The organism is Corynebacterium stationis, from assembly GCF_001941345.1.
GTDB lineage: Bacteria > Actinomycetota > Actinomycetes > Mycobacteriales > Mycobacteriaceae > Corynebacterium > Corynebacterium stationis.
On record NZ_CP009251.1, the window covers coordinates 2,742,637 to 2,765,576 of the forward strand.

Here is a 22,940-nt window from a genome sequence, read left to right on the forward strand (position 1 = left end):
CCTGCGATTAAAGCTGGTGACCCAACTTGTACTCGCCCTGCTTCCACTCGGGCAGTTCTTCTTCGTCTTCTGGTCGAGTGTAGGAGAAACCATCGGCGCCGATGGTCTTTTCCATTTCGGATGCATCCGAGCGCTCTACTAGTGGCTGGATATTGCCATCGAGGTCCAGCACGCGGGAGCCGTCGGTGTACCAAGAAGGTACAACTGGGGTTCCCCACCAGTCACGACGCTGGTTGTCGTGAACGTCCCAGTGCACGGCTGGGTTGTCTGGGTCGCCGGTGTAGTAGTCCTGGGTGTAGACCTCTACTCGGTGTCCGTCTGGATCGCGCAGGTAGAGGTAATAAGCGTTGGATACGCCGTGACGGCCTGGGCCGCGCTCGATGGCATCCGACTTGCGCAGTGCACCGAGCTTGTCGCAGATAGCGATGATGTTGTGCTTTTCGTGCGTTGCGAAAGCGATGTGGTGCATACGTGGACCATTGCCACCGGTCATTGCGGTGTCATGCACGGTTGGCTTGCGGCGCATCCACGCAGCGTAGACGGTTCCTTCGGAATCCCGGATGTCTTCGGTAACGCGGAAGCCCAGGTCTTCCATGTAGTCGACGGCCTTTGGCACATCAGGAGTGATCTGGTTGAAGTGATCCAAGCGCACCAGGGCACCTGGGATGTGGGCATCGTACGCCCATGCAAGGCGCTCACGGTGTTCAACGTCGTAGAAGAACTCATATGGGAAGCCCATCGGATCGACCACGCGCACGGAGTCACCAATGCCGCGGGTGAAGCCTTCTGGGTTACGGCGAACTTCGCAGCCACGTGCTTCGTAGAAAGCAACAGCCTTGTCCAGATCCTCAGGGGAACGAACGCGGTAGGAGAATGCTGCTACGGCAGCGGTGTCGCCCTTACGCAGGACCAGGTTGTGGTGGATGAACTCTTCGTAGGTACGAAGGTAGATTGCTTCATCATCTTCGTGGGTGACAACCAGGCCGAGGGTGTCCACGTAGAACTCGCGGGACTTAGCCAGATCGGTAACAACGATCTCCATGTATGCACAGCGCAAGATATCTGGAGCTTGAACTTCAGTCATGATGACTCCTTGTAAATAGAGGGAGGAATGGGTGAGGGAATAGGAAGGAACTTCGGATTAGTCGGTCTGCTTGCCGAAGACTGGGTTGTGGACTTCACCGAGGTTGATGTGAACAGCCTGCTGGTCGGTGTAGAAGTCGATGGAGCGGTAGCCGCCCTCATGACCCAGACCGGAAGCCTTAACGCCACCGAATGGGGTGCGCAGGTCACGCACGTTGTTGGAGTTCAACCAGACCATCCCCGCTTCAACGTTCTGTGCGAAGTTGTGGGAGCGCTTCAGATCAGAAGTCCAGATGTACGCAGCCAGGCCGTACTTGGTGTTGTTGGCCAGTTCCAGTGCTTCTTCATCGGTGTCGAATGGGGTGATGGCTACGACTGGGCCGAAGATTTCTTCCTGGAAGATGCGTGCTTCTGGATCCACGTCAACAAAGACGGTTGGCTGAACAAAGTTGCCCTCTGGGAACTCCTCTGGGCGCTCGCCGCCGGCAACCAGCTTTGCTTCTTGCTTGCCGATTTCGATGTAAGAGGTGACCTTCTCGTAGTGCTCTGGGTGAACCAGTGCGCCAACCTCAGTCTTAGGATCAGATGGCAGGCCAACCTTGACGCGCTTAGCCTGTGCTGCGTAGCGCTCGACGAACTCGTCGTAGATGCCGCGCTGGACCAAGATGCGGGAGCCAGCGGTGCAACGCTCGCCGTTAAGGGAGAATACGCCGAAGATGGTGGCATCAATCGCGGTGTCCAGGTCAGCGTCGTCGAAGACGATAGCTGGGGACTTGCCGCCAAGTTCCATGGACAGGCCCTTGAGGAAAGGAGCCGAGTTGCCGAAGATGATCTGGCCGGTGCGGGATTCGCCGGTGAAAGAAATCAGTGGCACGTCTGGGTGCTTAACCAGTGGGTCACCAGCGTAGCCCTCTTCACCGAAGCCGTTGACCAGGTTGAATACGCCCTTTGGCAGGCCAGCTTCCTCAAAGATGCCAGCCCACAGCTGAGCGGACAGCGGAGTGAACTCTGCTGGCTTGAGCACAACGGAGTTACCGGTAGCCAAAGCAGGTGCAAGCTTCCAGGACTCCAGCATAAACGGCGTGTTCCATGGGGTAATCAGACCAGCAACGCCGATTGGCTTGCGGTTAACGTAGTTGATCTGACGGCCTGGAACCGTGTAGGCATCATCGGCCTGCGCGACAATCAGGTCAGAGAAGAAACGGAAGTTTTCCGCGGCACGCTTTGCCTGGCCAGTGGCCTGGGTGATGGGCAGACCGGAGTCGAAGGACTCCCAGGCTGCGAGAACCTCAGCGCGGGATTCCACGACGTCTGCAATCTTGTCCAGCACGCGGGCACGCTCACGAGGAAGCATGGAGGACCAAGGGCCGTTCTTAAAGGCATCGTTAGCCGCAGCTACTGCCTTGTCGATGTCTTCGGGCTTACCGGAAGCTGCCTTGATGTAGGTCTGGTTGGTGACTGGGTCGATGACGTCGAACTCATCGCCGTCGACGGATGGGACGAATTCACCGTTGATGTAGTGGAGGATCTTCTCTGGCAGATCCTGTGGCTTTGCTGCATCGTTGTTAGTCATTGTGCACTCCTTGTTCTTCGTGATGATTTTCGGAATTTAAACGTTGGCGGTAGGTCGTTGCGGTTGTCAGGCGGTGGTTGCGGGCTTGGGATTCGATGTAGAAATCTTCTGCCTGCGCTTCGATTAGCGCTACTAATCTGTCGTGTTCTTCCACCGATTGCTCTGCTCTGTGTGGCACATAGCGGAAAGTGGAAACGCGGAAATATTCGAGGTTCTCCCATTCATCGAAAAGCAACTGCACCAACCTGGAATTCGGACACTTGCTAAACAACGTCTGGTGGAATTCTTTATTAAGGTGCGTGAACTCGAGCGGGTCAAAATCCTTCAGCAGGTCCCGCATCTGTTGGTTGATGCGGCGGGCTTCATTCAGATCCTCCGCGGTCAACAGTGGTGCGGAAAGGGCGGTGGCTCGACCTTCGAGCACCGCGATGGTCTCCATGGTTTCGAAGTACACCGCTTGGTTGTAGGTGGAAACCCTGGCGCCCACGTTGCGCTCGTAGGTGACCAAACCTTCGGCCTCGAGCTGCCGGATAGCCTCACGTACTGGAACGACGCTGACCTGCAGTGCATCGGCGATGGTCGAGAGCACCAGGCGGTATCCGGGTTCATACTCGCGGGTGCGGATTTTCTCCCGAATCCACGCATATGCCTGCTCCGCTTTGGATTGATTACTTAGGTGCGTTGTCATCAGAGTTCGCCGCTAGATACTCTTGGTAGGCCTCTTTGTTCTTACCGGTTGGCGGGAACAAGCCATCTAGGCTTGCGCCTTCGGCAACGCGGGCTGCTACCCATTCATCTTCGTGTTCTTTGCGCAGTGCTGCGTCGACGACCTCTTCGGCGATATCGCGCGGGATGACAAGAACGCCGTCATCATCGCCGACGATGATATCTCCTGGCTGCACGGCCACTCCGCCACAAGCGATGGTGATATCGGAATCCCATGGCACGTGCTTACGGCCTAGAACTGATGGGTGCGGACCCTGGCTAAAGATCGGCAGGCCAATGCGCTTTACTTCTTCATAGTCACGCACAGCACCATCGGTAACCACGCCGGCAGCCTTATTAGCTTGTGCACGTAATGCCAAGATATCGCCTAAAGTTCCGGCCTCACGCGTGCTGCGAGCTTCGATGACGATGACTTCATCTTCGCGCACGGAATCAAAGACGGCCTTCTGCTCATTCAGTCCGCCACCGTGCGACTTGAACAGGTCCGGGCGGAAAGGAATAAAGCGCAAGGTACGCGCCACGCCGAACAGTTTGGTGCCGGTGGTTTGTGGGAATACACCTTCAATAAAGCAATCCACGTTGCCGCGGTTGCGCAGTTGAGCAGAAAGACCCGCGGTTGGAGCCTTCTGCAGCTTGGCCTTCAGCTCTGGCGGGATGGTCTGCTTATCTTCAACTGGTGGCAGACCAGCGGACTCACGGTCACCGAATGCATCTTCGCGCTGCTTGTCATCCACATTCGGCAACATGCCCACTGCCGGGTTAAAGGAGGCTTCAACCTCGACGACGGTGGTCTTCAAACGACCCGAAGTCACGCCACCAGGGACATCGACTTCTACCTCGACCACGTCACCAGGAACGATGACGGTCGAGCCAGCTGGGGTTCCCGTCAAGATAATGTCGCCGGTTTCCAAGGTCATGTGCTGCGACAAGTCTGCAACAAATTGCGCCAGCGGGAAGATCAGATCTTCATCGGAGGTGCCGTCTTCTTGCACAACGTCGCCATTGACCCAGGTGCGCAGGCGCAGGGACTTGGGGTCGATACTTTGGGCATCGATAAGCTCTGGCCCAATCGGGGTGTAGCCATCGCGCGACTTGGAACGGGTATTAGAGCCCTTATCCTGCGCCCGGTAGTCGTATAAACCGATATCATTGGCCGCAGTAACATAGCCAACATGCTCCCAAGCCTTGTCAAGGGAGACGTTGCGCGCCGGCTTGCCGATGATCAAAGCGACTTCACCTTCAAACGCCAACAACTCAGTGCCGGCGGGGCGTTCTACTACTCCGTCAGATTCCGCGAGAGTACTAGTTGCCTTAATGAAGTAGCTCGGATACTTAGGCCGACGTCCACGTTGTGCCGCCCGCGACTCAAATGCCACATGGACGGCAATCATTTTGCCCGGATGATCCGGGAGGAACGAAGGAACAGCCACGAAGAATTCCTTTCTGCTCATTGATATTTGACACAAATCGTATATCATTTCATCCCATTGGGCAAGTGGGTCAACTCACAAACTCCCAACTTTTACAAGTAGCACCACAATTGAAAGGGTTTCAATGACCACGACAACCAGCGTTTCGCGGCGCGAACGCCGCAAAGTGCTTGCGGCCACCACGATCGGCACAGCCATCGAGTGGTACGACTACTTCCTTTATGCAGCGGTCGCCGGCCTCGTATTTAACAAGGTCATGTTCGGCCCACTGGAAGGTGGCCTAGCCAGCATCATCGCCTTTCTGACGGTGGGAATTTCCTTCCTTTTCCGCCCCCTGGGTGCCTTTTTAGCCGGGCACTATGGCGACCGCCTGGGCCGCCGCTTCGTCCTGATGGTCACCCTCTTTGCCATGGGCGGGGCAACCACCCTCATCGGCCTGCTGCCCACCTATGACACGCTGGGCTACTTTGCACCACTGCTGCTCATCCTGTTGCGCATCATTCAAGGTATTTCCGCTGGTGGTGAGTGGGGTTCCGCAGTCCTGCTCGCAGTTGAGCACGCACCCAAGGAAAAGCGCGGAATGTTCGGCGCCGGCCCCCAGATTGGTGTACCCATCGGCCTTTTGTTGTCATCGGCAGTTTTATCCATCATGAACTGGGTTGCGCCAGGTGATGCTTTCATGGAGTGGGGCTGGCGCGTACCCTTCCTGCTTTCCATTGCCCTGGTAGCCGTGGGCTACTTCGTACGCATGGGCGTTGATGAATCCCCAGTCTTTGAAGAGATGGCTGAACGCAAGGAAGTAGAAGCCGAAAACCCCGCAAAGCTGCTGTTCAAGCGCTTTACCCCACTGGTCATCGTCGCCGCTTTGGTCTTCGCCGGCAATGGCACAGTGGGATACATGACCACCGGTGGCTACATCCAGTCTTATGCCTCCAACCCAGATGGCCCCGTAGGTCTTGCCCGCGGTGATGTCCTCAACGCGGTTACACTCTCTGCATTTACCTGGATGCTCTTTACTCTGTTCGCGGGATTTATCTCCGACAAGATTGGCCGCCGCACGACCTACCTCATCGGTTTCGTGCTCCAAGCCATCGCCGCTGCAGCACTATTCCCACTGGTCAACACCGCCAACCTCGGCCTTTTGTACTTCGCACTTATTGCACTGACGGTCGGTCTGGGACTTACCTATGGCCAGCAATCCGCAATGTACGCCGAACTATTCCCAGCATCGATTCGCGCCAGCGGCGTATCAATCACCTACGCGCTGGGTTCTGTCCTGGGTGGCGCCTTCGCCCCCATGATCGCTGCGGCGCTCGTGGAAGCCACCGGCTCCACCACCGCGGTATCTATCTACCTGGTCAGCGCCTGTGTCATCGGCTTTATCTGCGCATTCCTCTTGAAGGAACGCAAGGGCATTCCACTGTCCACTGACCATGAAGATGAGCAAGCCTCTAATCACTTCATCTTCAGCAAGAACTAATCCCCATCACCGCAGGAATTAATTGTGATACGTTGCTCAATTTTGGAATATCATATATGATTCACCGATATAGGGTCTAAGTCACAATCGGCGTGGCATTGAGCCGCCTCACACGGCATACCCCGGTTATTGAATCACTCATATCGTGCACAAGGAGCGCCACATGCAGTTTCACCACAATGGCTACGTATCTGAAGATCCACGCGTCTTGCCCGCCCAGGGATACGGCGTGGACCGCGCAGAAGAACTTCCCGATGAAATGGATGTGCTCATTGTGGGCTCCGGTCCCGCGGGCATGATTGCCGCGGCACAGCTGTCGATGTTCCCGAACGTCAACACTCGCTTGATTGAGCGTCGCCCGCATCGCCTGAAACTCGGTCAAGCAGATGGCATCCAGTCCCGCTCCGTTGAAACTTTCCAAGCTTTTGGCTTCGCTACCGAAATCACCGATGAAGCTTATGAGATCACGGAGATGTCCTTCTGGAACAAGGACCCGCAGAACCCGGACAACATTGTCCGCGGCGCGCGTCCACTGGATGATGAGTTTGGAATCTCCGAGTTTCCGCACTTGATTGTGAACCAGGCACGCGTCCTGGATTACTTTGCCCGCTTTGCCAAGCAGGGCCCAGCTCGCATCACCCCGGATTACGGCTGGGCTTTCATTGGCCTCGAAGTCAGCGAAGAAGGGGAGTACCCAGTTGCTGTCACGGTAGAAGACACTGAAGGCAACCAGCGCGTCGTTCGTGCCAAGTACGTTGTGGGCTGCGACGGTGCGCACTCGGCGGTACGCAAGTCCATCGGCCGCAAGATGGCCGGGGATAAGGCCAATCACGCATGGGGTGTGGCGGATGTTGTGGTGGAAACTAACTTCCCCGATTGGCGCACCAAGGCTGCTATTCACTCGAAGTCTGGCTCGGCGCTGCACATTCCGCGTGAGGGTGGCTACCTTTCACGCATGTACATTGATTTGGGCGAGGTTCCGGCAGATGACAATGGTCAGATCCGCAAGACCACCATTGACACCATCGTGGGCAAGGCAAATGAGATTTATGCGCCGTACACCATTGATGTTAAGGAAGTGGCGTGGCATTCGGTCTACGAGGTTGGTCATCGTCTAGTGGATTCTTTCCACGATCACGATAAGAGACCGCGGGTGTTCCTCACCGGCGACGCTTGCCATACCCACTCCGCAAAGGCGGGTCAGGGAATGAATGTTTCCATGCAGGATGGCTTCAATATCGCGTGGAAGCTAGGGCATGTGCTTGATGGCCGCGCCCCGGAAGACTTGCTGTGCACGTACCACGGTGAGCGCCAGCCAGCAGCACAGAATCTGATCAATTTTGACCGCGAGTGGTCCACGCTGATGGCTACCCCTGTTGAGGAACTCGATGATCCGGAGGCCGTGGAGAAGTACTACGTGGCCGCGGAAGAATTTGCTGCTGGCATGCTCACTGAGTACGCATCGAATGCCATCGTGGGTGATACGACGTATCAGGATCTGGCCACTGGTTTCCCGGTGGGCAAGCGGTTTAAGTCTTATGTTGCTAAGCGTCGCGCGGATGCACGCCTGCTACATCTTGGTCATCAGCATTTCGCCGATGGCCGCTACCGCATCTATGTCTTCGCGGACCAGACGGCACCGACCGCCGATGATTCAAACTCGCCGGTGGTGCAGTGGGCTGATATTGTCAGCGAAGCTATTGCCAAGTACACCCCAGAGCGTGCCGATGAAAATGCTCTGGTTGATGTCAAGGTGATTTACCAGCAACATCACCATACTTATGAGCATGCGGATGCCCCACGCATTTTCCGCCCCCTTAACGGTAGGTACAAGATCACTAACTGGGAGAACGTGTGGAATGCGGATAAGGACCAGGACATCTTTGATGCCCGTGGAATCTCTCGTGATGGCGCTGTCGTTATTGTGCGCCCGGATCAGTACGTCGGTGCGGTCTTGCCTCTGGATAAGCCAGAGCTTGTCGATGCCTACTTTGCGAACAATCTCATTGCCCAGTAGATCTCTTTTAAAAGTAATTCATCGGTAAAATCACTTTGGGGTTTGTTGAGTTTAACAAGGCTAAAATCTCTGAGTAGACTCGCCTGCGTGCGCCAAAGTTGGAAGATATTTACTCGTGACGTTAAACGCTTAGGACAAGTGCCCAAAGCGTGGATCATTTTAATTGGCTTGCTCTTTGTTCCAGCGTTATATTCTTGGTTCAACATTGCTGCCTTCTGGGATCCTTATAGCAATACGCAAAACATTAAAGTTAGCGTAGTCAATGAGGATCTCGGAGGTGATTCTGAGACCATCGGTCACTTGGATGTCGGTAAGCAAATCACCGAACAGCTGGCTGAGAATGATCAATTAGGCTGGCAGCTACAGGATGCTGACACCGCAGAAGATCAGCTGCGGCGAGGGGAAACCTACGCCAGCATTATCATACCCAAGAACTTCACAGCGGATCTTCTGGCGATCACAGAAGGTACATTGACCCAGCCTACCTTGGAATACCGGGTCAATGAGAAATCCAGCGCCATCGCGCCGCAGATCACTGATACAGGTGCCACGGCCGTAGATCAGGCCATCACCGCTGCACTGAAACAAGAAATTGCCACTGCTGCAACGAAATCCATCAGCGATGAGGGAAAATCTTTAGAAGATGCCATCCTGGATGCCCGCGACACCACGAATACATCATTCGGCGAAACCGCCGCGAATCTTCGATCCGCGCGCGGGGGATTGGATGATTTTAAAGCCCGTCTGAGCGAGGCCGAGGCTTCAATGACTGGAGCTAAGGACACCGTCGCGCAAGTCGACCAGGCTCTTATCGAAGGTCAAGATGCCCTCGCGCAGGTTCAAGATCTAGCAGAGTCAATCCAAACCGAAGTCACCAACTTCACCGACCAGACCACCTCGGCTTTCGTCGATGGTACCACCGCCGTCGCGGAAGGCACCGCCAACGCGAATGCTTCCATCGCCGATATCAATGCCACCTTGCAGCAAACCAGCGGGCGCTTAGATACTGCAGGCCAGCAAACTAACGATGCCATTCAGGCTGGTAAATCTGCCATCGAACAAGTCCAAGGCTTACTCAATGACAGCGCGCTAAGCCCCGAACTGGCAGCACCTTTAGAAGACACGCTGCAACGCTTGGAAGCCGGCAATGCCGCCAGCGAGCGCCTGCTGGGTGATGTCACTAGCTTGAATTCCGAGACTGCCGATACCGCCAATGCTATTTCTCAGGCCGCTGGTGCCATCGATTCAGCCGCGCAAGATACCAGCGCGGCTACACAAGCACTACGCGACGCCGTCGGCGATGGAATCCCGTCTTTAAATAGAACTTTGAGCAATCTCAGCACCGTCGCAGGTTCATTCGCTGGGTCTTTAGAAGGTCAACGAGCCACCCTCGGCGAGGCCAATAACCTCATCGATGGGGTGGTGTCACAGTTGGAATCCACCCGCAGCGCACTGGACGATTTTGATATCACCTTAGCTGGGTTAGAGGACGGCGTACGCGATGTCCGCAGCGATATCCTTGCGTTGACGGCAAGCTCCAATTCCGAAAAGCTCCAGACCATCACTGGCCTTAATTCCGATGAAATTGGCTCATTCTTTGCCGACCCAGTCACGATTAATAGCGAACCGGTCTATGAGGTCAACTCCTATGGTTCTGCTATGGCCGGGCTATTTACCAATCTTTCGCTATGGATTGGCGCCTTCATGCTCATCGTGGTCTTCCGCGTCGAAGTTGACACCGAAGGCTTCAAGCGCGTCACCGTTCCACAAGCCTATGTGGGACGATTCATCCTAATGGCGATTATGGTCGCGTTACAGGCCATTATCGTTGCCGCAGGTAACCTGATCATCGGTGTGCAAACCGTCAATGCCTTGGCTTTCATCGGCACCGCCGTCCTAGTGGGCTTGGCATATCTAAGCATCATCTATGCCTTAGCCTCCACTCTCGGGCTGGTGGGTAAGTTCATCGCCGTCTTGCTGGTCATCATGCAGATCCCCGGCGCATCAGGCCTTTATCCCATTGAGCTTCTGCCCGGATTCTTCAAGGCTATTTATCCTTTCCTCCCGTTTTCCTATGGCATTGACGCCTTGCGCGAAACCATTGGCGGTTTCTACGGTACGCATTACCTGCAGTTCATGGGGATGCTCGCGCTCATGGGAGGCGTCGCCTTTTTCATCGGCATCATTCTGCGTAAAAACCTCGGGCATTTCAGCACAGTTTTTAATCATGAGATGGCGGAAAGCGAGCTCATCGAGTTCGAAAACGTTCAAGTTGTCGGCGATGGCTACCGCTTGGCCGACATCGTTCGCGCGTTGGAAGATCGCGAAGGATTTGCCGAAAGCATCAAGAACGAAGCTGAAAGGTACACCCGTCGCATTCATGTCACCGCCGGCATTGGCGTGGTCGGAATCATCGCACTCACCATTGCCGCTTGGGCGCTTCCCGATGCTAAGGCCCTTCTTTTGGGCTTGTGGACCGCCTGGACACTCTTGCTCATGGGCCTGGTGATTGCTTTCGATTACATCCGTAAGTCGTTGAAACAATCCGAGGAAATTATTCAGATGGATGACCAAACTCTGCACAAGTCTGTTTCTGCCCAGGCCAGCGGACTTCACGCCATCGCGGCATCACCAGCTTCAGAGACTACGGAAGGGGAGAAATAATGCGGGATGCCCTGTCTGTTGTTAAAAATGACTTCTCCAAAGTCCGCCGCAGTGTCATGGCGACATGCCTGTTGCTCTTTCTTATCATCATTCCCCTGCTTTTTACGTGGTTTAACGTATTGGCTGCCTGGGATCCTTTCGGTAATACCAAAGACCTGAAGATTGCCGTCGCCAGTGAAGATGATGGCTACACCAGTGATTTCTTCCCCATCGAGGTCAATGCGGGAGACCAGGTCTTGTCGCAACTACGCGCGAATGAACAAATGGACTGGGTCATCACGAACCCCTCTGATGCCATTGAAGGAACCAAATCAGGGGAATACTACGCGTCAATTATCTTGCCCTCCACTTTCAGCGATGACATGCTGACCTTTTACGCCGATGGTTCTCAGCCTGCCCAAATCGCGTTGCACACCAACGAGAAAAAGAATGCGCTAGCACCAACCATTGCTAATAAAGGCGCCGAGGGTATATCGGCTAATATTTCGGAGACTTTTACCCGCACCATTGGTGATGTCTCATTGGGATTGGTGACTTCCTTGTCTGATTTCTTAGACCAAGGTGACACTCAAGATGCACTCAGCCGTATTGAGGCACGTGCCGAAAATCTACAGTCTCAGCTACGCAATGGCGCGCGAACCGCGCGAACAATGGGCGATTTAACGGAATCCGCTATCCCCCTGCTCGAAAGCGCTCAGCGTATTATTGATACCCCGAGGCCATCACTGCCTGACACCACTCGCGATGGCATCACGGATATATCTGCTTCTTCCGACGCCCTAGACGGTGCTTTATCTGCCACCCGCGAAAGCTATGCCATTGTCGGCGACCGCATCGATGCACTCTACGAAACAGCCAACATTTCTCGAGAAACTCGTTCCGAAACGCTCAATACTTTGGCGAACAATGTCCAACTCAATATCAATGCTTACGAGGGTCTCAAGGACACCGTAAATACCCGAATTCGCCCGCTAGCTCCGGCCGAAGCCGCGACCCTCACCGGTCAATTAGATGAGGCTATAGCTGCCCAAGAAAGCGTGCGTGATCGTCTGCGCGCTGCGTCGGATTCAGATAGCCCAGAACGTCCTGATTTCTCGTCGTTAGACCGGGCATCCAGCGCCATTGAGGATGTGCGAAACTCTGGCATTCGTGACCAAGTCAGTCAGCTGGCACAGACCCTGCGCGGCATCGGCGACACCATCGAATTGCCCGAAGGCGATATTCAGCTCAACACCGATTCCTTAGCAGGAGCGAGTGCAGCGCTTGACGATGTCGGTGCCACCCTAGACCAAAACGCGGATAGGCTCGACGACTTACTCGACCGGATAAACACCGCCAGCAGGACCGGCGATCTATCGGAGATCGCTGCAATTGTTGGCGATGATCCAGAAGCCTTTGCCCAAGCGCTTGCCGCCCCCGTGGAAGTAGAACGCCAAGCTATTTACCCTGTTGCTAGTTTTGGCGTAGGGATGGCTCCGCTGTACACCACTCTTGCGCTATGGGTTGGGGCACTCCTCGCTGCGGTCGCATTGCGCACCGATGTCGCAGCTAAGCTCACCAAGCATCGCCCAAACCGCTTCGACGAGGAAGTAGACCTTGAAAACGAGACCGAAGACGACACGGCAGAGATTCCGTCCGAGGCACCAGAAGAACCTGAGGAGATCGGGCCATTCGCAAAGTACTTTGGGCGCTATGGCACCTTCGCGCTCGTTGGCCTTGCACAATCTACATTGTTAACCCTTGGCCTTATCTTCTTCGTTAAGCTCGAGCCAGCGCATCCTTTCCTGCTAGTACTGGCCGGCTGGGTCTCATCATGTATTTTCATGCTGTTGGTCTACGCATTAACAGTGGCTCTGAGTAATGCCGGTAAAGCATTGGCTGTATTCCTACTCGTCATACAAATCTCTAGCGCCGGTGGCTCCTACCCACTGCAACTTTTGCCGCACTGGTTCCAAAGCGTCAGCCCTTGGCTTCCGGCAACTTATTCCATCCGTGCATTCAGGTCGGCGCTCGCTGGCAGTTACGGTGCTGACTACTGGATTGCGCTAGCTATGCTGTTGCTCTTTGTCATCCCCGCTTTAATTCTCGGCGTGGTATTGCGCAAACCTTTGGCTAACTACACCTCGGGATTAAATAAAGCTCTGGCGAAGACCAAGATGATGTAGTTAGGATGGGAACTGTCCGCACATCGTCTCTCCTCAAGGAGGAATAGCAATGGCACAACTAAGCAATCGAAAAGTAGCAGTTATCGCAACCCACGGTTTCGAGGATTCGGAACTTACTAGCCCAGTGGATGCAGTCAAAGAAGCCGGTGCAACAGTTACCATCATCTCTACTGAGGACCAGCCAATCACCGGCAAAAATGGCACAGAAGTACAGGTAGATCTGACATCGAACCAAGCCAAGGCAGAGGATTTCGACGCCTTGCTTCTTCCGGGCGGCACCGGCAACGCCGATCAGATTCGCATGGATGAGCACGCAGTGAAGTTCGTCGAAGACATTTTTACCTCTGGGAAACCAACTGGCGTTATTTGTCATGGCGGCTGGATTCTTGCTGATGCCGATGTGCTCAAGGGTCGTACCCTAACGTCTTTCCCCAGCCTCCAGACTGACCTGCGCAACGCGGGTGCTACCTGGGTGGATGAGGAAGTACACACCGATAACGGGCTAGTCTCCTCCCGCACTCCAGATGATCTTCCAGCATTCAATGCGAAGATCATCGAGGAATTCGCAGAAGGCGAGCACTAGAAGCCATAAGCGGCGTCTTTTTCATCCCGGATCTTTTGATAGGTCTGGGTCAACACCACGGTGTCTTCTACTAAACGATCTAATCGTTGGAGGACATCGTGGTTTACTATTTCACCACGCAGCAGATCGGCGCTTTCAACAAAGACATAAGGTTGCACGACTTGGCCCTTCATATAGGTGACAATCGGCTGTAGCTGCTGCGCTAAAACGAGGTAATGCTTGGACGAACCGGCCGTGGCAAACATCCCGACGACCTTGTCACGAAAAGCATTGGTAGGAAGGATGTCGAAGACATTCTTCAGCGCTGCTGGGATCGAGGCTTGGAAGATTGGCGTGCCGATGACTAGCGCATCAGCCTGCATAATCTTCTGCGCGATTTCTCCTGTATCACCGGTGTATTCGGTGTAGTTTCGGCCATCAGAGAAGACCATGTCGACCTCGGCCAAATCGATGATTTCGACATCGATATCAGAGTCGTACACCGCAAAAGCCTGCTTTAAATACTCCGCCACCGTTTTGGTTTTGGTTCCGACATTAGAGCCCGAAATTAGTACAACGCGCATTAATTATCTTTCTCCTCATCTTGAGCTTTGGCATCGGCAGCCGTGTATTTGCGAATTACTGGCAGAATTTCCTCGCCGATAATGTCAATCTGCTTCATTACTTCATCAAATGGCACGCCACCGAAGTCGATCTGTCCAATGTATCGCTGATGCCCGAAGACTTCGTGCTGGTGCAAGATATTTTCGATGACCTGCTGCGGACTACCCATATTGGCAATGCTCATCGGATCCACGTTTTGGGCATACATCTGCTTCGATAGACCCTGTCCGTTGGTGCGGATCATGCCCTCATTCATGTAGCGGTAGGTATTCTGCAGTGCCTTTTGCGAAGTCTCTGCCACGTGGAAGAAACCAGCCGTGGTGATAGGCAAGGTAGCGGGGTCGAATCCGGCATGTTCTGCCGCCTGGCGGTAGGCATCCACCGTGCGAGCAAAGATGGAGGTAGTTCCACCGAGGTGTGCCATGACCATTGGCACGCCTGCCAATCCAGCTTTAATCGCGCTGCCTGGTGCGCCGCCGACAGCGCGCCAAATACGCAAGCGATCCTCAATTGGGCGAGGGATAACTTCTGCTTCATTTAATGGTGCACGGAATTGCCCTGACCAGGTCACCGATTCTTCACGATTAATCTGCAGCAGTAGCTCGAGCTTTTCTTCATAGAGCTCTTCATAATCACGAAGGTCATATCCCAAAAGTTCAAAGAGCCCCACGCGTGATGCGCGTCCCGCAACCAACTCAATGCGTCCGTTTGAGATGAGGTCCAACGTGGAGAAATTCTCATAGACGCGCACAGGATCCGAAGTACTAATAATCGTCGAGGAGCTACCGATGCGCATAGTGGACGTCGCCTGCGCGATAGCGCCCAAGATGACAGCGTGCGCTTGGGAGGCGAAGAATTCCTGGTGCGATTCACCTAATCCGAAGTAGTCCAGCCCTGCCTGTTCGGCTGCTTGCGCGTAGCGGATAAATTCATGCACCCGCTCTTTGGTGCTAACCCGAGAACCATCATTCGGGTTGGGAAGGTGGTCACCTAGGGTATAAATACCAAATTCGAGACCTTGACCTTTATCAAAGCCAAAATCGTGCATGGGGTTGGGAGTATCCGCCACGTTGCATCCTTAGTGTTGTAATTTAAATAGCTTCTTAATCCTGGCAACTACCATTCTGGCCGAACTATTCCGGAAAACGTCGATTTACATGATACGTCACCAATAGCAAAAGGCCGCCTCCCACATCTTGGTATTAGATGAGGAAGCGACCTGTCACTTCGTTTACCCGGGAAGAAACTTACCTAGGTCGAGCTCTTTCGCGCTCACAGCGCGTTAGACGACGTCACTTGATTACGGCGGACCCAAAAGCCTTCAGCAAGACATCGGTTTCTTCTTCCGTTGTGGTGGAAATACGCACACCTTCTGGGAAGGCGCGGATGAGTACGCCAGCTTCGGCGAATTTGGCGGCGAGTTCTTGCGGAGGAAGTGGGAGGGCAGCAGCCGGGAGCCACACGAAATTCGCTTCGGAGGCGATTGCGCCCCAATCGGCGAAAGCTTTTGCGATGCGCTCACGGGCGATGACGGCTTCATCGATACGCTCTTTAAGCTCTTCTTTGGCATCTAATGCCGCAAGTGCACCTGCTTGTGCCAGGGAGTTCACAGAGAAAGGAATAGCTACCTTGTTGATCGCCTCAATGAGATTGCGCGGGCCGAAAGCATAACCCACACGAGCCCCGGCGAGGCCGTAAGCCTTAGAGAAGGTGCGCAGGCCCACGACGTTGTCGTATTTTGCGATGACCTCGGTGCCAATCGGCTGACTTTCAGCGCGGTTGTACTCAAAATAAGCCTCGTCGAGGCCGACCACAACATTCGCGGGAACCTTAGCCATGAAGGCCTCAAACTCGTCGTTGCTAATGGTGGTACCGGAAGGGTTATTCGGGTTGCAGATAAACACCAGGCTGGTCTTATCCGTAATGGCCGCTGCGAGACCATCCATATCTAGACCCTGCTCCGGGGTAAGCTCCACAGGCACGGGGGTTGCACCGACGACCTGCGCGAAGATTGGATAAGCCTCGAAGCTGCGCCACGGGAAAACCACCTCATTATCGGCAGTGGTGGTGGCGTGGACCAGCTGCTGGCACAACGCGGAGGAACCCGTGCCAACGGCGGTCTGTTCAAAATCCACACCTAAATGCTTGGCCAACGCGGTGCGCAATTCAACGGCACCCATATCTGGATAGCGATTCACGCCAATTGCTGCCTCGCTCATGGCCTTAGCTACCGAAGGCAGCGGGGCATAGGAGGACTCATTGGATGAGAGCTTGACGGCATCATCCATGCGTGCGCCTGGTACATAAGCGGGGAGGTTGTCCAGATCTTTTCGGATCATTATCTATAGCTACCTTTTCTTGTGCTTTATTAAACGCTGCAGGTTTATAGGGTGTGACCGCGAAACCTAGCTTTATCCTAGCCCGCGGGCAACCAGTCCCATGTTATGGATTACGGGGACCGCGTGGGCCGAAGTCAAAATCAGCGGTCATAGGACCAAAGGCCTTCAACCCAGCAGGTGCATCCATAGCGTCAAGGTGGACTTCGAGGAAAGCTCCGGCATCAGAAGCCTGAATCTTGCTCAATGCGTCTTCGAGTTCACCTTCGGTACGCGCCTGGTAGGACACCATGGTGGTATCCGGGACAAAGACTTGCGGAAGCTTGGCGTATTGCCAATCAGCAATGTCGTTGTACTTTTCTTCCATACCGAGGATATAACGCTCAATGGTGTAGCCCTTGTTGTTGACCAGCACGATAATCGGCTTGAGGTCTTCACGCAGGATGGTTGAGAGTTCCTGGGCAGTGAGCTGGAAAGAGCCATCGCCGATAAAGAGCACGTGTCGGCGGTCGCGGTTTGCCAGCATGCTGCCCAATAGTGCGGGCAGGGTAAAGCCAATAGCGCCCCAGATAGGGGAGTTGATATAACGTGCACCCTTGGGCAGACGCTCTGGGGTGAGACCAATGTGGGAGGTTCCGGCCTCTGCAATCACGGTGTCATCGTCTTCCAAGAAACGGATGAATCGCGGCCACATGCGCGCATGCGTTAATGGTGCTTCGGCCCTAACTTCCCATTTTTCGTAGACAAACTCTTCCTTTTTCTTCTTGCGAGAGGTCTTGGTGCGGTCGATAAGGGCATCGAGAAGCTCTAGCGTATTGATGCCGACGAAAAACTCACCGCCGACGTTGACGTGCTGGTCACCGAAGTTCACGATGGCTTCCGCAGGCAGGTGGTGGGTGAAGGAACCGGAATTCACCTCGATGAAGCGTGGGTTGGTGGTAAAGAGCAGGTCAGCCGATTCCACAATCTTTTGAACACCCGGTGCGGAAGCCTTGCCGTTGTAGGAGCCAAGGAAAAGGCCATCGCGTTCGGAAAGCACGCCCTTGCCGGAAGTCAGCTGGGAATAAGGAATCTGCAGCTTATCCACCAAGGTACGAAATTTTTCCGTGAAACCGTGGCGATCAGTGTCCTGGTCAAAGAGAAAGACAGGCTTTTTCGCCTCGGCGATGCGCTCTAACACGCGGGCGGTGGCGGCTTCGAGGCGTTCGGCATCGGAAGTTGGCAGCGTCGTGTCCAATACTTCGTCTGGTGCTTCAATTTCCAGATGCGTGATATCCGAAGGGATCTGGATGTGCACTGGGCGCTTTTCGCGCAAGCAGATGTGCAGCGCGCGGTCTAGCTCTTCCACCACGTTCATCGGCGTAATGCGCACCGCTGCACCAGTAAACGGCAGGATAGATTCGAGCATGTTCTCAAAGTCGCCATCGGCAAGCGAGTGGTGCAGATTCCAGCGATATTCCGTGGAATACAACGGGGGAGAACCGGCCAAGCTCACCATGGGAATGTGCTCCGCGCGTGCACCAGCGATGCCATTGAGCGCGGAGAGCTCACCCACGCCATAGGTCGTCAGCAGCGCGCCGACGCCTGACTGACGGCCGTAGCCATCTGCCGCATATGCCGCGTTGAGCTCATTACACGCGCCTACAAATTCGATGTTGTCTGCTTCGTTGATCTGCTCGATGAAGCTTAAGTTGAAATCTCCGGGCACACCGATGATGTGTTCAATCCCCAGTTCTTTCAACCGCCTAATGATGAATTCACCTACGGTAGTGCGCATCGTCTTATCCTCAACTTTCTTGCCATGTGACGGCATTATCCTGCATTAACACCTATTGTGCTGCACATCACTTTCAAAGTCACTAGACAAAAAGCGTGAATTTCTTCGACGAATGTCAAAATGTGCCACACTTTGAACCATGGATTCCTCCACGCCACAAGCAACACCCCGCGCGGCCCAGCTCGGTCAGATTCAATCTTTGGTCGATGAGTTAGCCAGCAAGCTGCAGCGTTCAGTCCAGGTTGATACGCCGGCCTTTTATGCCTTTTGCTCCAGCCCACAATATGGCGAGGTCGATAATGAGCGGGTTTTTAATGTGCTGCACCGTGAACCCAACCCCGAGCCCATCCCGTGGCTAGTTGCCAACGGCGTACAGGAATCCCGCGATGCTGTGCGTGTGCCCGCTCATAAAGAATTCGACTTGCTTCCGCGCCTGTGCGTTCCGCTGTGGGAAGGGGAGAAGCTGTGCGGACACATCTGGCTCATTGACTCGCCAGCTATTAGTGAAGAGGACTTAGAGATCATCACCAGCTATCGTCGGCCGATTATTGACCTGATGGCCGCGCGCGATGAAACCTTTGTACGGCGCGTAGCAGAGATGCGCGAGATAGCTCGCGATGTCACCTTGGGCCTAGATGGGTCGCTCGCGCATGCGGTGGACAATAATTTCTTGCCGCGGAGCGGGGTCATCCGTATTCACCAGCTCACCATTCGTGAGGCCGCCGAAGCTGCAGTCACCACAGATGCACCTGAGCGGCTCATGTTGGAATTGCTGCGCTTTCGGCGCCGTCGACCTTTCCTTGTCACGGATAATCATGATGGGTTGACCATCGTCGAGCGCTCAGATGATGTGGCCGCATCGCAGTCGCTTTTCGATGCCCTCCAGGCCGCCTCAGTCGCCGTCGGCGCCCAAGTTGTTTCACGTGGAACATCGACAATCAATGAGTTAAGTGGCGCCCGCAATACAGCCCGGCGCGCGAGTTTCATCGCCACGGTGGCGTCACTGCTTGGGCAAGAAACCCTCACATGGGAGGATTCCGGCGCTTGGCGCTTGTTGTTGGGCTGGGAGCTTACGCCCGCGACCGTCAGCGCAATTTCCCCAGCAGCGGCAGCCCTGATTGCTGAGGGTTCCCAATTTTTATGGGAGACGGTGCTGGAGTATTTAGACAATGCTCGTAATGTCACCGCCACCGCAGATAACCTGTTTATTCACCGCGCTACTTTGCACTACCGCTTGGAAAAAGCTCGAACAGTGTTGCCCCAAGGCGCGCTCGATGATGGTTGGGAGTCCACCTGTTTACACGCAGCGCTGCGCCTTCATGCGGCGTTGAATACAGTGCCATAGAAAAATCCAGTCTCGCCCGGGGAGAACGAAGACTGGATTTTCGGAGCAGATTTTCTACTGCAGCAGAGTGCGGTCAGAAGTTCCGCCTTTAATCTTGGCAAATTCTGACATGAGGTCTTGCACGGCGAGTTTTTGCTTTTGCTCTTCGGAAGCCTCGTAAATAATTTTGCCATCATGCATCATGATGAGTCGGTTGCCCACCTGGATGGCTTGCGCCATGTTGTGGGTGACCATCAAGGTGGTTAGGTTGCCTTGGGAGACAATACGTTCCGTCAAGGTGGTCACCAGCTCCGCACGTTGGGGGTCTAGCGCTGCGGTGTGCTCATCGAGCAGCATCACGTCAGGGTTGGTAAAGCCCGCCATGAGAAGGCTGAGCGCCTGGCGCTGACCACCCGACAGCAGACCCACCTTGGAGCCCATGCGATCTTCGAGGCCAAGTTCTAGGCTTGCGAGCTGCTCGCGGAAGAATGCCCGGCGCTTGGAGTTAAGTCCCAATGACAGCCCACGGCCTTTGCCACGCAAGTATGCGAGGGAGAGGTTTTCTTCAATCGTGAGGTTTGGTGCAGTACCCGCCATCGGGTCTTGGAAGACGCGGCCGACAACCTTCGCACGCTTGTGCTCCGGTTGGCGGGAGACATTCTTGCCTTCGATGGAGATGGTTCCGGAATCAACTATCAACCGACCTGAAATCGAGTTGAGCAATGTTGATTTTCCGGCGCCATTAGAACCAATCACGGTGACGAAATCACCGGGATTTAGATGCAGGGAGACATCGACAAGCGCCTTGCGTTCGTTGGCTGTGCCGGCGAAGAAGGTTTTGGAAATGCTATCAATCTTAAGCATTGGCTACCTTCCTCCCGGCGACTTTCGGCGTCCGGCCAGTCAGCTTCGGCAGCAGCAGCGCGGCGATGACAAGCACTGCGGTAATCAACTTCATGTCGTTCGGATTCAGGCCCACCGTCAGCGCCACGTAGATGATCAGGCGGTAGAGGATGGAGCCCAACGCAACCGAGCCGACAATCAGCCACAGGCGACGCTGCGGGATAACAGCTTGGCCGACAATGACAGATGCCAGGCCGACCAAGATGAGGCCGACACCCATGGAGATATCCGCGAAGCCCTGGAATTGCGCAATCAGCGCGCCACACAGGCCAACCAGACCATTCGACAGTGCGAGGGTCAGCGTCTTGGTGAAGTCAGTGGAGACACCGAAAGAGGTAATCATCTGCTGATTATCACCTGTAGCGCGCAGCGCCAGCCCGAGGTCGGTGGACAGGAACCACACGATGAGTGCAACCAGCGCGATGGCGCCGATGACCAACAGGCCGACGACAGCCCAGTCATTTTTGATGCTATCGAGCGGGGTAAACACGGAGTCTTGGCTCAGCAGCGGGATATTCGCACCGCCCATAATGCGCAGGTTGATTGACCACAGGCCAATCATGGTCAAGATACCAGCGAGCAGGCCGTCAATCTTGCCCTTGGTGTGCAACAGGCCGGTGATGATGCCGGCGATAAAACCCGCAACGAAACCCACGCCCGTAGCGAGGATGGGATTAACACCGTTGGTAATGAGCACGCCGGCGGCAGCAGCACCGGTGGTGAAACTGCCGTCAACGGTTAGGTCAGGGAAATCTAGAACTCGGAAGGTGAGGTAGACGCCTACCGCCATCACGGCATAAAGGAGTCCGAGCTCAACTGCACCGATCATACGGTTTCAGCTTCTTCCAAAATCGCTTCTGGAATCTCAATGCCCTGCGCCTCAGCAGCTTCTGGGTTGACGACGTAGGTAAATTCCTTCGCGGATTCCACAGGCGTAGACGCTGGCTCTTCGCCGTCTTGCAGGATGCGCAGCGCCATCTCACCGGTCTGGCGTCCCAGCTGCTCGTAGTCAATACCCAAGGTTGCAGCAGCGCCACCTTCAACGGTGCCGGCCTCAGCGCCGATGACTGGAATCTGCTTCTCATTGGCCACGTTGATCAAAGAAGCAATACCGGAGACCACCATGTTGTCGGTGGGGACGTAGATGGCATCGACATCGCCAAGCGCCTGCACTGCCTGCGGGATTTCAGTCACGGAAGTCACGGTCTGGGACTTCACATCAATATCAGAGTCACCAGCAACGGAAGTCAGCTCATCCACCTGCACCTGGGAGTTGACCTCACCAGAGGCGTAGACAACTCCAACGGTCTTCGCATCCGGAACCAGTTCCTTGAGCAGGTCCACCTGGTCAGAAATCGGCGCGATATCGGAGGTACCAGTCACGTTTGCGCCCGGAGCATCGTTGGAATCTACCAACTCTGCTGCCTCTGGGTCAGTGACAGCGGTAAAGAGCAGGGGAGCGTCCTTGATGGACTGTGCCATCGCCTGCGCCGCTGGGGTAGCAATAGCCAAGTACAGATCGTGGTCGGCATTAGCCATCTGCTGCGCGATGGTCACCGCGGTGGACTGCTCACCGTTCGCATTTTGCTCATCCCACTCCACCTCGACGCCGGCGTCTTCGAACGCGGCCTTGAAGCCTGCGGCGCTGGCATCCAGTGCCGGGTGCTGCACGAGCTGGTTGATACCGATGGAGTAGCTTTCCGATGCACCTTCGCCGCCAGCGTTATCGCCAGCAGCGTCGTCGCCGCTTTCCGATGAACAGCCGGCGAGCACGAGGGCAGTCGCAGAAAGGGTAGCGATGACTGAAGTCATGCGGGAGGGCTTGGAGATTCGATTAATTCTCATATTGAGAGCTTCCTTATGTGTTGAAGGGAGTTCACAGGAAACGGTGGCGCCAGTTGGCGCACCACGGCGCTTCCTTCTGCAAAACCAGTAGGGTAGTTCTAAACATATCCGTTAAGCAGGGGTTTCAATACTCTTTCAACAAATTAATTCAGGCTCTATACAGCTGAATTCTTCGCCCAATCCCCAAGCTTGCGTAATGCAAGTCACATAACATGCAGCTCATAGCTACGCCAGTCTTTTATTCACGCCTTGCCCTAACTGTCTTTACGGTCAGTAAATATTTGGCTTTCTAGCCCCGACTGGGGGTATCAACCTATGGCATAACGGTCCAGGATTCCCCGCATCCGGAACATAACACTCAACATAGTACTTAACATAGTAATCCGGAGTAAAAGTACTATCTCAAGTACGGAGTTAAGCACTATGCTAGA

17 protein-coding genes are annotated in these 22,940 nt (G+C 54.8%); 6 read left to right on the forward strand and 11 right to left on the reverse strand.

Annotated elements, in window-relative coordinates; genetic code table 11:
* Positions 1 to 7: 7 nt before the first annotated feature.
* From hpaD to CSTAT_RS12730, 4 genes are read right to left on the reverse strand one after another with little or no spacing between them, the layout of a single operon-like run.
* Positions 8 to 1,084, reverse strand: coding sequence for a 3,4-dihydroxyphenylacetate 2,3-dioxygenase (hpaD, locus tag CSTAT_RS12715; protein ID WP_075723703.1), 1,077 nt, complete (start codon positions 1,082 to 1,084; stop codon positions 8 to 10).
* A gap of 57 nt (positions 1,085 to 1,141) precedes the next feature.
* The gene (hpaE, locus tag CSTAT_RS12720) at positions 1,142 to 2,656 is read right to left on the reverse strand and encodes a 5-carboxymethyl-2-hydroxymuconate semialdehyde dehydrogenase (protein ID WP_075723704.1); all 1,515 of its coding nucleotides are present in this window, start codon (positions 2,654 to 2,656) and stop codon (positions 1,142 to 1,144) included.
* Positions 2,649 to 3,344 (reverse strand): GntR family transcriptional regulator, encoded by a 696-nt coding sequence (locus CSTAT_RS12725; RefSeq protein WP_075723705.1) that lies wholly within the window; start codon positions 3,342 to 3,344, stop codon positions 2,649 to 2,651. Before CSTAT_RS12725 ends, hpaE begins: the two co-directional genes overlap by 8 nt.
* Positions 3,325 to 4,812: a fumarylacetoacetate hydrolase family protein gene (locus tag CSTAT_RS12730; protein WP_075723706.1), complete on the reverse strand. Its 1,488-nt coding sequence runs from the start codon at positions 4,810 to 4,812 to the stop codon at positions 3,325 to 3,327. Before CSTAT_RS12730 ends, CSTAT_RS12725 begins: the two co-directional genes overlap by 20 nt.
* A gap of 124 nt (positions 4,813 to 4,936) precedes the next feature.
* Here CSTAT_RS12730 and CSTAT_RS12735 point away from each other — a divergent pair, with 124 nt between their 5' ends.
* The 5 genes from CSTAT_RS12735 (at position 4,937) to CSTAT_RS12755 (ending at position 13,721) form a co-directional block, all read left to right on the forward strand.
* On the forward strand, positions 4,937 to 6,292 hold the full coding sequence (locus CSTAT_RS12735) for an MFS transporter (RefSeq protein ID WP_075723707.1): 1,356 nt from the start codon (positions 4,937 to 4,939) through the stop codon (positions 6,290 to 6,292).
* A 163-nt stretch (positions 6,293 to 6,455) separates the two neighbouring features.
* Entirely contained in the window at positions 6,456 to 8,309 is a 1,854-nt protein-coding gene (locus tag CSTAT_RS12740; RefSeq protein WP_075723708.1) for an FAD-dependent monooxygenase, read from the forward strand.
* Positions 8,310 to 8,396: 87 nt separating this feature from the next.
* The gene (locus CSTAT_RS12745) at positions 8,397 to 10,973 is read left to right on the forward strand and encodes a YhgE/Pip domain-containing protein (protein ID WP_075723709.1); all 2,577 of its coding nucleotides are present in this window, start codon (positions 8,397 to 8,399) and stop codon (positions 10,971 to 10,973) included.
* Positions 10,973 to 13,138 carry a YhgE/Pip domain-containing protein gene (locus CSTAT_RS12750; RefSeq protein ID WP_075723710.1) on the forward strand — a complete coding sequence of 722 codons (2,166 nt, stop codon included), beginning with the start codon at positions 10,973 to 10,975 and terminating at the stop codon, positions 13,136 to 13,138. Before CSTAT_RS12745 ends, CSTAT_RS12750 begins: the two co-directional genes overlap by 1 nt.
* Positions 13,139 to 13,187: 49 nt before the next feature.
* A complete protein-coding gene (locus tag CSTAT_RS12755) occupies positions 13,188 to 13,721 on the forward strand; it encodes a type 1 glutamine amidotransferase domain-containing protein (RefSeq protein ID WP_075723711.1) in 534 nt (177 codons plus the stop codon).
* Here the strand turns inward: CSTAT_RS12755 and CSTAT_RS12760 are convergent.
* From CSTAT_RS12760 to CSTAT_RS12775, 4 genes are all read right to left on the reverse strand, one after another.
* A complete protein-coding gene (locus tag CSTAT_RS12760; RefSeq protein WP_006822240.1) occupies positions 13,718 to 14,284 on the reverse strand; it encodes an NADPH-dependent FMN reductase in 567 nt (188 codons plus the stop codon). The genes CSTAT_RS12755 and CSTAT_RS12760 overlap by 4 nt on opposite strands.
* Complete coding sequence (locus CSTAT_RS12765) at positions 14,284 to 15,393, reverse strand: LLM class flavin-dependent oxidoreductase (RefSeq protein WP_244892855.1); 1,110 nt, start codon at positions 15,391 to 15,393, stop codon at positions 14,284 to 14,286. The genes CSTAT_RS12760 and CSTAT_RS12765 overlap by 1 nt, the downstream gene beginning before the upstream one ends.
* Before the next feature lie 223 nt (positions 15,394 to 15,616).
* Complete coding sequence (gene hisC / locus CSTAT_RS12770; RefSeq protein WP_075723712.1) at positions 15,617 to 16,663, reverse strand: histidinol-phosphate transaminase; 1,047 nt, start codon at positions 16,661 to 16,663, stop codon at positions 15,617 to 15,619.
* Positions 16,664 to 16,766: 103 nt separating this feature from the next.
* Positions 16,767 to 18,437, reverse strand: a complete 1,671-nt coding sequence (locus CSTAT_RS12775) for an alpha-keto acid decarboxylase family protein (RefSeq protein ID WP_075723943.1) — start codon at positions 18,435 to 18,437, stop codon at positions 16,767 to 16,769.
* Positions 18,438 to 18,576: 139 nt separating this feature from the next.
* Between CSTAT_RS12775 and CSTAT_RS12780 the strand changes: the two genes are divergently transcribed.
* Positions 18,577 to 19,782, forward strand: coding sequence for a helix-turn-helix domain-containing protein (locus CSTAT_RS12780; protein WP_075723713.1), 1,206 nt, complete (start codon positions 18,577 to 18,579; stop codon positions 19,780 to 19,782).
* Between the two features lie 54 nt (positions 19,783 to 19,836).
* On the opposite strand, the gene CSTAT_RS12785 is transcribed toward CSTAT_RS12780, so the two are convergent.
* Genes CSTAT_RS12785 through CSTAT_RS12795 form a run of 3 tightly spaced genes read right to left on the reverse strand, consistent with a single transcriptional unit; the run spans position 19,837 to position 22,476 of the window.
* Positions 19,837 to 20,625, reverse strand: coding sequence for an ABC transporter ATP-binding protein (locus CSTAT_RS12785; protein ID WP_075723714.1), 789 nt, complete (start codon positions 20,623 to 20,625; stop codon positions 19,837 to 19,839).
* Positions 20,618 to 21,493, reverse strand: coding sequence for an ABC transporter permease (locus tag CSTAT_RS12790; protein ID WP_066797135.1), 876 nt, complete (start codon positions 21,491 to 21,493; stop codon positions 20,618 to 20,620). The genes CSTAT_RS12785 and CSTAT_RS12790 overlap by 8 nt, the downstream gene beginning before the upstream one ends.
* Entirely contained in the window at positions 21,490 to 22,476 is a 987-nt protein-coding gene (locus CSTAT_RS12795) for an ABC transporter substrate-binding protein (RefSeq protein ID WP_075723944.1), read from the reverse strand. Before CSTAT_RS12795 ends, CSTAT_RS12790 begins: the two co-directional genes overlap by 4 nt.
* Positions 22,477 to 22,940 lie beyond the last annotated feature (464 nt).